Below are 8,882 nucleotides of genomic sequence, written 5' to 3' on the forward strand. Positions count from 1 at the left end.
CGCAGCGAAGCAATCCAGCCGCAACGCTGGGCAACCTCGCGCTGCCCTGGGTCACTTCGCTGCGCTCGTGATGACGGCGGAGGCCGGGCTGACCGGTTGTTCCGATCGAGGATCGCCTGGACGATCACGCGTGCTGCCCTCTCGGCAGCGCCACCCAGTGCCCCGGCGCCACCTCGGTGAGCGGCCCGTCGGGCGGCTGATCGTGGCCGGCGAGGTCCCGCGCGGCGAGGCGGGCGCGCTCCTCGGCCGGGTGCGGCACCGGCACCGCGGCGAGCAGACGGCGCGTGTAGGGGTGGCGCGGATCCTCGTAGAGCGCGTCGGCCTCGGCGAGCTCGACGATCCGCCCGCGCCAGAGCACCGCGACCCGGTGGCAGAGGTAGCGCACCATGCGCAGGTCGTGCGAGATGAACAGGTAGGACAGGCCCATCTCGTCCTGCAGGTCCTGCAGCAGGTTCACCACCTGCGCCTGGATCGAGACGTCGAGCGCCGCGATCGGCTCGTCGGCGACGATGAAGCTGGGCTTCAGGGCGATCGCCCGGGCGATGCAGATGCGCTGGCGCTGGCCGCCCGAGAACTGGTGCGGGTAGCGCCCCATGAACCGCGGATCGAGCCCGACCCGCTGGAACAGGGCGGCAACCGCCTCCCGCCGCTCCGGGCCGCGCATGTCCCGCCGATGCAGCTTGAACGCCTCCGCGACATACTCGCCGGCGCTCATCCGCGGGTTGAGGGCCGCGTAGGGATCCTGGAACACGGTCTGGATCCGCGCGCGCATCTTGCGCATGGCGCCCGCCGAGAGCTTGGCGAGGTCGGTGCCCTCGAAGGCGATCGTGCCCGAGGTCGGCGGGTTGAGCATGGTCACGGCCCGGCCGATGGTCGATTTGCCGGAGCCGGACTCGCCCACGAGGCCCAGGGTCTCGCCGGGGCGGATGTCGAAGCTCACGCCCTCGACGGCGCGGAACACCGCGCCCTTGCCGCCCCACCAGGAGCGGAGGGGATAATGCTTGGACAGGTCGCGCACCGATACGACCGGCTGCTGCGACGCGTTCATCGCGCGGCCTCCTCACCCAGGAGCTTCGGCAAATCGTACCAGGCGGCGACGAGGTGGCCCGGAGCGGCGCCGGGCGCCTGCGCCAGGGGCGGCATCTCGGCCCGGCAGCGCGGCGTCGCGTAGGCGTTGCGCGGCGCGAACGGGTCGCCCGGCGGGAGATGGCGCATGTCCGGCGGCGCGCCCTCGATCTGGTGGAGGCGCCGCCGCCCGGCGCGGCCGCCGGAAAGATCCGGCAGGGACCGCAGCAGGCCGAGCGTGTAGGCGTTGCGGGGATCGGCGAAGATGTCGTCGACCGGGCCGCGCTCCAGGATCCGGCCGGCATACATCACCTGCACGGTGTCGCTGATGCCGGCCACCACGCCGAGGTCGTGGGTGATCCAGATGATCGCCATGCCGAGCTCGCGCTTCAGCTCCTGCACCAGGGCGACGATCTCGGCCTGGACGGTGACGTCGAGCGCCGTGGTCGCCTCGTCGGCGATCAGAAGCTTCGGCCGGCAGCTCAGGCCGATCGCGATCATCACGCGCTGGCGCTGGCCGCCGGAGAACTCGTGCGGGTACTGGTCGAGGCGCGCGGCCGCGTTCGGGATGCGCACGAGGTCGAGCAGCTCCCGGGCCCGGGCGCGGGCCGCGCGGGCGTCGAGGCCGAGATGGATGCGCAGCGGCTCGACGATCTGCGCCGCCACGGTCATGCCGGGGTTGAGCGAGCTCATCGGGTCTTGGAACACGAAGCCGATCGCGCCGCCGCGGATCTTGCGCAGGTCCCGCTCCTTCAGGGCGAGGAGGTCGCGCCCCTCGAACAGCACCTGCCCGCCGGTGATGCGGCCGGGCGGGCGCGGGATCAGGCCCAGCATGGCCAGCACGTGCACGCTCTTGCCGGAGCCGGACTCGCCGACGATCCCAAGCGTCTCGCCCTCGTGCAGTGTGTAGGACACGCCGTTGACCGCGTGGACCGCGCCGCCGTCGGTGTCGAAGGCGACCGCGAGGTCGCGGACGTCGAGGAGGGGCTTCGTCATCGCGGCCGTCATGTGCGCTGCCTCGGATCGAGGGCGTCCCGCAGGCCGTCGCCGAACAGGTTGAAGGCGAGCACCGCGAGGAAGATCGACAGGCCGGGCCAGATCGCCATCCAGGGCGCCTCGTCCATGAAGTTCTTGGCGGTGTTGAGCATCGCCCCCCAGGACGGCTCGGGCGGCTGCTGACCGAGGCCGAGGAACGAGAGGCTCGCCTCCGCGATGATCGCCGCCGCGATGGTCAGCGTCGCCTGCACGAGGATCGCCGGGACGATGTTGGGCAGGATGTGGACCCGGGCGATCCGCCAGGGCGGGTTGCCCATGGCGCGTGCGGCCTCGACGAACTCTTCCGCCGCCACGGCGCGGACCTGCGCCCGGGTCAGCCGGATGAAGGTCGAGGTCGCCGAGAGGCCGATCGCGATCATCGCGTTAATGAGGCTCGGGCCCAGGAAGGCGGCGAGCGCGATCGCCAGGATCAGGAACGGGATCGCCAGCAGCGCGTCGGTGAGCCGGGAGATCGCGCCGTCGATCCAGCCACCCGCGTAGCCGGCGAGCAATCCCAGCGGCAGGCCGAGGGACACCGCCAGCGCCACCGAGACGAGGCCGGCGCCGAGCGAGGCCCGGGTGCCGAAGATGATCCGCGAGAGCACGTCGCGCCCGACCTCGTCACCGCCGAACGGGTGCGCGAGGCTCGGGGGCCCGCGGACGTTGCCCCAGTCGGTGGCTGTCGGGTCGTAGGGAGCGATCCAGGGCGCGAACACCGCCATCAGCACCAGCAGGCCGACGATGACGAGGCCCACGACCGCGCTCCGGCGCGCGCGCAGGCGTCGCCAGAAGGCCGCGAGGGTGCCGGGCTCCTGGATGAGCCCGTTGGCGGGGGCGCCGGACGGGGCGGCCTCCAGGCCGACCGCCTCGGCGCGGGCGATCTCGCTGCCGGTGCTCATGCCCGCCTCAGCTTCGGGTTCACGGCCGCCGCGAGCAGGTCGGCGGCGAGGTTCAGGGCGATGTAGGTGGCGGCCGTGCAGATCACGACGCCCTGCACGGTGGCGAAGTCCCGGTTGAACACCGCATCGACCATCAGCTTGCCGAAGCCCGGCACGGAGAAGACCTGCTCGGTGAGCACCGCTCCGGAGAGGAGCTGGCCGAATTCCAGCGCCCCCAGGGTGATGATCGGGATCGCGGCGTTGGGCAGGGCGTGCCGCAGAGTGACCCGCAGCGGCGAGACGCCCTTGGCGCGCGCGGTGCGGACGTAGTCGGAGCCGAGCACGCCGAGCATCGCCGCGCGGGTGTGGCGCATCATCACCGCCGCGATGGCGTTGCCGAGCACGAAAGCCGGCATCGCCATGGCGGCGAGGTTCTCCGACAGGCTCTCGAAGGGCGAGACGTAGCCCGAGGCCGGCAGCCAGCCGAGCTCCACCGAGAACAGCAGGATCAGCAGGATCCCGAGCCAGAAATTCGGCACCGACAGGCCCCAGAGGGCCACGCCGTTGGCGATCGTGTCGGCGGCCTGCCCGCGCTTGACCGCCGAGAGCACGCCCATCGGCACGCCGATGGCCAGCGCCACCAGCATGGCGAGGCAGGCGAGTTCGAGCGTCACCGGCAGCTTCTCGACGATCAACTCGGAGACCGGCTTCTGCAGCCGGATCGACTCGCCGAGATCCCCCCGCAGCACGCCGCCGGCCCAGTAGGCGTAGCGCACCGGCAGGGGCTCATCGAGGTGGTATTTTTCCCGGATGAACGCGATCACCTGCGGATCGCGCTCCTCGCCGGTGAGCGCCGTGGCGACGTCGCCCGGCAGCAATTGCTGCAGGGCGAAGATGATCATCGAGGCGAGGATCAGGGTCGGGACCGCCAGGGCAAGGCGCCGTGCCAGAAACCGCAGCATCAGTTCAGCTTCAGCCCGGTGAAGCGCACGAGCCCGTCCGGGTAGGGCACGAAACCCGTGATCTTCTGGCTGTAGGCCCAGAGCAGCTTGCGGTGCAGGATGTAGATGCCCGGCCGGTCCTTCAGGACCTGATCGGCCAGGGCCTTCCAGGCAGCCTTGCGCTTGGCCGGATCCACCGTCCCGCGCTCCGCCTGGAGGGCCGCGTCGGCTTCCGGGCTGCAGTACTTGGGATAGTTCAGCGCCGCCTTGCAGGCCAGGAAGCTGAACGTGTTGCCGTCCGGGTCCGAGCGGCCGCTCCAGGAATAGAGCTGCGCCTCGTAGTTGCCCTTGTCGGCGGCATCGAGCGCGGTCGTGAAGTCCACGGCCTGGATCTTCACGTCGAAGCCGGCCTCCTTGGTCATCGCCTGGATCACCTGGCCGACCTGCGGCGACTCGCTGTTGGCGTAGACGGTCAGCGTGATCTGCGGGTTCGGCTTCCCGGCCTCGGCCAGCAGCGCCTTGGCCTTGGCGACGTCCCGCTTCGGGATCGGGTACTCGGCGACGTAGTTCGGGTTCTTCGGGTTGACCCACTGGTTCCCGGCCAGGAACTCGCCGTTGTAGACCACCTGATTGATGGCGTTGCGGTCGATGGCCGCCTCGAACGCGGCGCGCACCTTCGGGTCGGAGACCGGCGAACCGGACTTGTGGGGGTTGAACAGGATCTCCTGGAAGCCGAGCTCGTAGGTTGAGTCGAGCTTCAGCTTGGCGTCACGCTTCACCTGTGCCACGTCGGTGGGGGCGAGGCGCTCCAAGAGGTCGAGCTGACCCGCGCGGAGGTTGGTGAGCCGCACGGTGGCGTCAGGGATCGGCCGGTACTCGATCCGCTGGATGTGGATCGCGTCCTTGTTCCAGTAGTCGGGGAAGCGCTCGACCACGATCCGGTCCTGCGGCACCCGCTCGACGAACTTGTACGGACCGGCGCAGACCGGCGCGGAGGCGAATTTGTCGCCGAGCCGCTCGGCGGCCTTGGGCGAGACCATCATGCCGGCTCGGTCGGTGAACTGCGCCAGCAGCGGCGCGAACGGCTGCTTCAGGTTGATGCGGAAGGTCAGGTCGTCGACCACGTCCACGGAGTCGATCGGCGCGATCTCCGAGCGGCGCTGCGAGCCCGGCATATTCATGTGCCGCTCGATCGAGAACTTGGCGGCGGCGGCGTCGAGCTTCTCGCCGTCGTGGAACAGCACGCCCGGACGCAGGTGCATGGTCAGCGCCTTCTCGTCGGGCGACAGCTCCCAGGAGGTGGCGAGCTGCGGCACCGGTTTCAGGTCCGGGCCGATATCCACGAGCTTGTCGCACAGCGCGGCGAACACCATCCGGCTCGCGAAGGTCCGGGCGAGCGTCGGGTCGAGGGCGTCCGGATCCTCCATCATGCCGTAGCGCAGGGTCTGCGCGGCGGCGGGCCCGGTGAGGGCGAGCCCGGCGAGGAGACAGGCGGCGTAACGCAACATGAGACCGATCCGGGTGGAGGCGGGAGAAGCGGAGCGGACCGGCCGGTCCGCTCCGGAGGCGGCCGGCAGTGTTGCGCGGCCGTTTGGCATGCACAATCCCAGGCAGCATCCATGCCATACAATCAGGATGCATCTTTTATTCAATCCGCGCCGCGAGCCTCTGAGGCCGCCGTTTCGAGCCGGCCGGCGGCGTTCGATGACGGCGCGACAGCGCCAAGGTCGAGATCGGCCTTCGACCAGTTCCGTGAGCGCCGGATCTGCGGTGCGACTTAGATCGGGATAAGTCCAATTTTACGCATTGCTTGAACAGGCCAGAAGAAACTTCGGCCCCAGAAGGTCGCCGATGTATTCTTTATGATGATGCGGGTGTGATGGTCCGGCGGCACATCGTCATGTTGCCCGCGTTGTGCTGGAACCAGCGGCGTCGCGATTTCTACGCCGTGACCGCCGACGTCTCGACCGAGGGCATCCGGTTCCGCTCCTCGTCGCTCCTGGTGCCGGGTGAGCATCTCACCTGCAGCATCCGCCATATCGGCACGCTCGAGGCCCGCATCGCCCGCGTCGCCGGTCAGGAGTTCGTTGTCTGTGTCCGCGGTGGGCGCGCGACTCTCACTGACGTTGCCCGTCAGTTCGTGACGCTGGCAAAGGCCCAGGACCTGCAACCCGAACCGATCCGCGCGCACCGTCGGATCGTGCCGAAGCAGAAGATCGTCCAGATCACCACTGCATCGGGCGAGGCCCTCCAGGGACACGTCCTCAACGTTTCGGCCTCCGGCGTCGCCCTGCTCGTCGACCACGCGCTGGAGATCGGGGCGATGATCCGCGTCGGGCGAAAGACCGCCACCGTGATGCGCCACTTCACCCACGGTGTCGGGGCCGCCTTCTCGGAGCCGTTCGCGCCGTCCGCGGTCCACGAAGCGATGTCGCTCTGAGGGCCGCCCGCGGATCCGGGCGCCGCCGCGGAGCGGCGATCATCGGCCACCCGCCCCTCGCAGAGGCGGCGGAAGGGCGCTACAACTTCGCGGGTCCAGCGAAGGATCACCGATGAAGCGACCGCTCTCCGCCCGTTCCGCCACATCCCTGGCGCTCCTGCCGGCCGCACTCGCCCTGCTGCCCCAGGCGGCCTTCGCCCATCCGGGGCACGGCACCGCGACGGGCGCGGAGGCGGGGTTCCTCCATCCGCTCCTGGGCGCCGATCATGTTCTCGCGATGGTCGCGGTCGGCCTCCTCGCCAGCCTGCGCGGCGGACGGGCGCTCTGGGCGCTGCCCCTGTCGTTCCTGGGGTTGATGAGCGTGGGGGCGGGGCTGGGCATGGCCGGCGCGGTGCTGCCGCATGTCGAGCTCGGGATCGCGCTGTCCATCGTCGTGTTCGGCCTCGCCGCCATCGTCGGCCTGCGCGCGCCGGTGGCCCTGCTGGCTGCCCTGGTCGGCGTCTTCGCGGTGTTCCACGGCTACGCCCACGGTGCCGAGATGCCCGAGACCGCCTCCGGCCTGTCCTTCGGCCTCGGGTTCCTCGCGGCCACGGCGCTCCTGCACGCCGCGGGGATCGGACTCGGCGCCGCGGCGTCGCGGATCGGAGCGACGCGGGCCGCCCCGGCCCTCGGTGCCGGCCTCGCCGCGGCCGGTCTCGCGCTGCTGGCGCTCCCCGCCTGAGCGCCGTACCCGACCCGCTCCGGAGCCCCGCCCGGGCCGCGGGCGCGGCGCCCCGGCTGAGCATCCGCATCGATCTCGGGCCGGGGCACCGCCTCGGCCCCGGCAAGGTGCGGCTCCTGGAGATGATCGCCGAGCACGGTTCCATCGCGGGCGCTGGCCGCGCGCTGGGCATGTCGTACCGCCGGGCCTGGCTGCTGGTCGAGGCGATGAACACCGGCTTCGGTCGCCCCGTGGTCGAGGCGCAGACCGGTGGCCGGGCCGGCGGGGGCGCGCGCCTCTCGGCCTTCGGCGCCGACGTGGTGCGGCGCTACCGGGCCGTGGAGGCGGCCGCGGAGGCGGCGGCCGCGCCGTTCCTGATCTGTCTGGGACAGGCCGGGGACGCGTAACCGGGCCGGGCACGGGCGCGAACCCGGATGCGATGTCACAGGCCCTCGTGGGCTGACATCCCATCATCCCGCCCCACGTCCAGCCGGTCGCGACAATCCCGGCACCAGGAAGAGAACCCCCATGGCAAAACTCACGACGCTCGCCCTGATGGGGCTGCTGGCCGTCACCACCGGTGCGCAGGCGGCGCCGAAGGTCGAGCGCCTGCGCGGGACCGTCGAGGCGGTCGCGGGCGGCGGCTTCACGCTGAAGACACGGGACGGCGCGTCGGAGACCGTGGCGCTCGCCCCCGACGCCAAGGTTTCCTGGGTGGTCCCGTCGAGTCTCGACGCGATCAGGGACGGGGTCTTCATCGGCACGGCCACGAAGGGCGAGCCGCCGGTGGCCCTGGAGGTGGTGCTGTTCCCCGAGGCGATGCGCGGCACCGGCGAGGGACACTACGACTGGGACATGATCCCCGACCACACCGCGGGCGGGGCGCCGGTGCGGAGCGCCATGACCAACGGAACCGTGAAGGCGGACGTGCGCTCGACCGCTCCCGACGCGCCCCGTGTGAAGAGCGCGATGACCAACGGGACGGTCAAGGCGAGCCGCGGCGGGGCGGAGCGGACCCTCACGGTCGATTACGGTCAGGGCCAGTCGCTGCAGATCCTGGTACCGCCACAGGCGCCGGTCGTCAGCTTCGAGCCCGCCAGCGCCGCGGCCGTAGCGCCCGGCGCCAAGGTCTTCGTGATCGCCGCGCGCGGGGACGACGGCCGCATCACGGCGCGGCGCGTCGCCGTCGGAAAGGACGGGCTGACGCCGCCCATGTAAGGCGCCCGTCCGGCGCCGGCGAATCGGCTGGGACGGCGTGAGCCGCCCGGTCCCGGGTCGGGGCCGGGCGAAAGGCTGCCCGTCGGCGCGGCAGCTCAGCCGCTCAGGACAGCATTCGTGCACATTCGGCGGACCGTTGCCGACTAAAGCGCCCCGAGAATGTTGCCAGGCCGCAACATCGCGCTGGAACTGCCAAGGCAGCCGCGAATCCTCGTTGCTCGCGGAAACCCGTTCGCACATGGTGATCGTGCACGGGGGCATCGCCAAGCGAGAGCCCGCAGGAGCCTGCCACCTAAGACGCAGGCCAAACCTACAGAACGTGCGGCTAGACCCGGATAACCGGGCAGGTCCGCATCATTGGGTCTCGAAGCTTTGGAGATGTCTATGAAGCTCTTGAAGAGCTCATTGCTCGGGTCTGCTGCTGCGTTCGCGGCGGTAGGCGCAGCCCACGCCGCCGACCTCCCTGTCAAGAAGGCGGTCCCGATCGAGTACGTTCGCGTCTGCGGCGCCTACGGCGCCGGCTTCTTCTACATCCCCGGCACCGACACCTGCCTGCGTCTCTCCGGCCGCGCCCGGTTCGAGGGCGGCTACATGACCAGCTACTC

10 protein-coding genes are annotated in these 8,882 nt (G+C 70.8%); 5 read left to right on the forward strand and 5 right to left on the reverse strand.

Annotation, left to right across the window (positions count from 1 at the left end):
• Positions 1 to 124 precede the first annotated feature (124 nt).
• The 5 genes from BMY19_RS00695 to BMY19_RS00715 are packed head-to-tail and all read right to left on the reverse strand — an operon-like array spanning position 125 to position 5,427.
• Positions 125 to 1,048, reverse strand: coding sequence for an ABC transporter ATP-binding protein (locus tag BMY19_RS00695; protein ID WP_091676312.1), 924 nt, complete (start codon positions 1,046 to 1,048; stop codon positions 125 to 127).
• Entirely contained in the window at positions 1,045 to 2,061 is a 1,017-nt protein-coding gene (locus BMY19_RS00700) for an ABC transporter ATP-binding protein (protein ID WP_244534798.1), read from the reverse strand. Before BMY19_RS00700 ends, BMY19_RS00695 begins: the two co-directional genes overlap by 4 nt.
• 8 nt (positions 2,062 to 2,069) lie before the next feature.
• Positions 2,070 to 2,999, reverse strand: coding sequence for an ABC transporter permease (locus BMY19_RS00705; RefSeq protein WP_100250570.1), 930 nt, complete (start codon positions 2,997 to 2,999; stop codon positions 2,070 to 2,072).
• Entirely contained in the window at positions 2,996 to 3,940 is a 945-nt protein-coding gene (locus BMY19_RS00710) for an ABC transporter permease (protein ID WP_091676321.1), read from the reverse strand. Before BMY19_RS00710 ends, BMY19_RS00705 begins: the two co-directional genes overlap by 4 nt.
• Entirely contained in the window at positions 3,940 to 5,427 is a 1,488-nt protein-coding gene (locus BMY19_RS00715; RefSeq protein WP_100250571.1) for an ABC transporter substrate-binding protein, read from the reverse strand. The genes BMY19_RS00710 and BMY19_RS00715 overlap by 1 nt, the downstream gene beginning before the upstream one ends.
• Positions 5,428 to 5,819: 392 nt before the next feature.
• Here BMY19_RS00715 and BMY19_RS00720 point away from each other — a divergent pair, with 392 nt between their 5' ends.
• The 5 genes from BMY19_RS00720 to BMY19_RS00740 form a co-directional block, all read left to right on the forward strand.
• A complete protein-coding gene (locus tag BMY19_RS00720) occupies positions 5,820 to 6,359 on the forward strand; it encodes a pilus assembly protein PilZ (protein WP_244526736.1) in 540 nt (179 codons plus the stop codon).
• A gap of 112 nt (positions 6,360 to 6,471) precedes the next feature.
• Positions 6,472 to 7,080, forward strand: a complete 609-nt coding sequence (locus BMY19_RS00725; RefSeq protein ID WP_100250572.1) for a HupE/UreJ family protein — start codon at positions 6,472 to 6,474, stop codon at positions 7,078 to 7,080.
• Positions 7,081 to 7,142: 62 nt separating this feature from the next.
• On the forward strand, positions 7,143 to 7,466 hold the full coding sequence (locus BMY19_RS00730) for a winged helix-turn-helix domain-containing protein (RefSeq protein ID WP_210186914.1): 324 nt from the start codon (positions 7,143 to 7,145) through the stop codon (positions 7,464 to 7,466).
• Between the two features lie 121 nt (positions 7,467 to 7,587).
• Entirely contained in the window at positions 7,588 to 8,277 is a 690-nt protein-coding gene (locus tag BMY19_RS00735) for a hypothetical protein (protein WP_056531477.1), read from the forward strand.
• 384 nt (positions 8,278 to 8,661) lie between these two features.
• The coding region (locus BMY19_RS00740; protein ID WP_170862895.1) for a porin at positions 8,662 to 8,882 on the forward strand (221 nt) is incomplete at its 3' end.

This window comes from Methylobacterium sp. UNC300MFChir4.1 (assembly GCF_900110155.1).
Classification (GTDB): domain Bacteria; phylum Pseudomonadota; class Alphaproteobacteria; order Rhizobiales; family Beijerinckiaceae; genus Methylobacterium.

Coding starts and splice junctions, on each gene's coding strand:
- BMY19_RS00695 (WP_091676312.1), bottom strand. CDS start 1,048: ATGAACGCGTCGCAGCAGCCGGTCGTATCGGTGCGCGACCTGTCCAAG.
- BMY19_RS00705 (WP_100250570.1), bottom strand. CDS start 2,999: ATGAGCACCGGCAGCGAGATCGCCCGCGCCGAGGCGGTCGGCCTGGAG.
- BMY19_RS00700 (WP_244534798.1), bottom strand. CDS start 2,061: ATGACGAAGCCCCTCCTCGACGTCCGCGACCTCGCGGTCGCCTTCGAC.
- BMY19_RS00735 (WP_056531477.1), top strand. CDS start 7,588: ATGGCAAAACTCACGACGCTCGCCCTGATGGGGCTGCTGGCCGTCACC.
- BMY19_RS00720 (WP_244526736.1), top strand. CDS start 5,820: ATGTTGCCCGCGTTGTGCTGGAACCAGCGGCGTCGCGATTTCTACGCC.
- BMY19_RS00725 (WP_100250572.1), top strand. CDS start 6,472: ATGAAGCGACCGCTCTCCGCCCGTTCCGCCACATCCCTGGCGCTCCTG.
- BMY19_RS00710 (WP_091676321.1), bottom strand. CDS start 3,940: ATGCTGCGGTTTCTGGCACGGCGCCTTGCCCTGGCGGTCCCGACCCTG.
- BMY19_RS00715 (WP_100250571.1), bottom strand. CDS start 5,427: ATGTTGCGTTACGCCGCCTGTCTCCTCGCCGGGCTCGCCCTCACCGGG.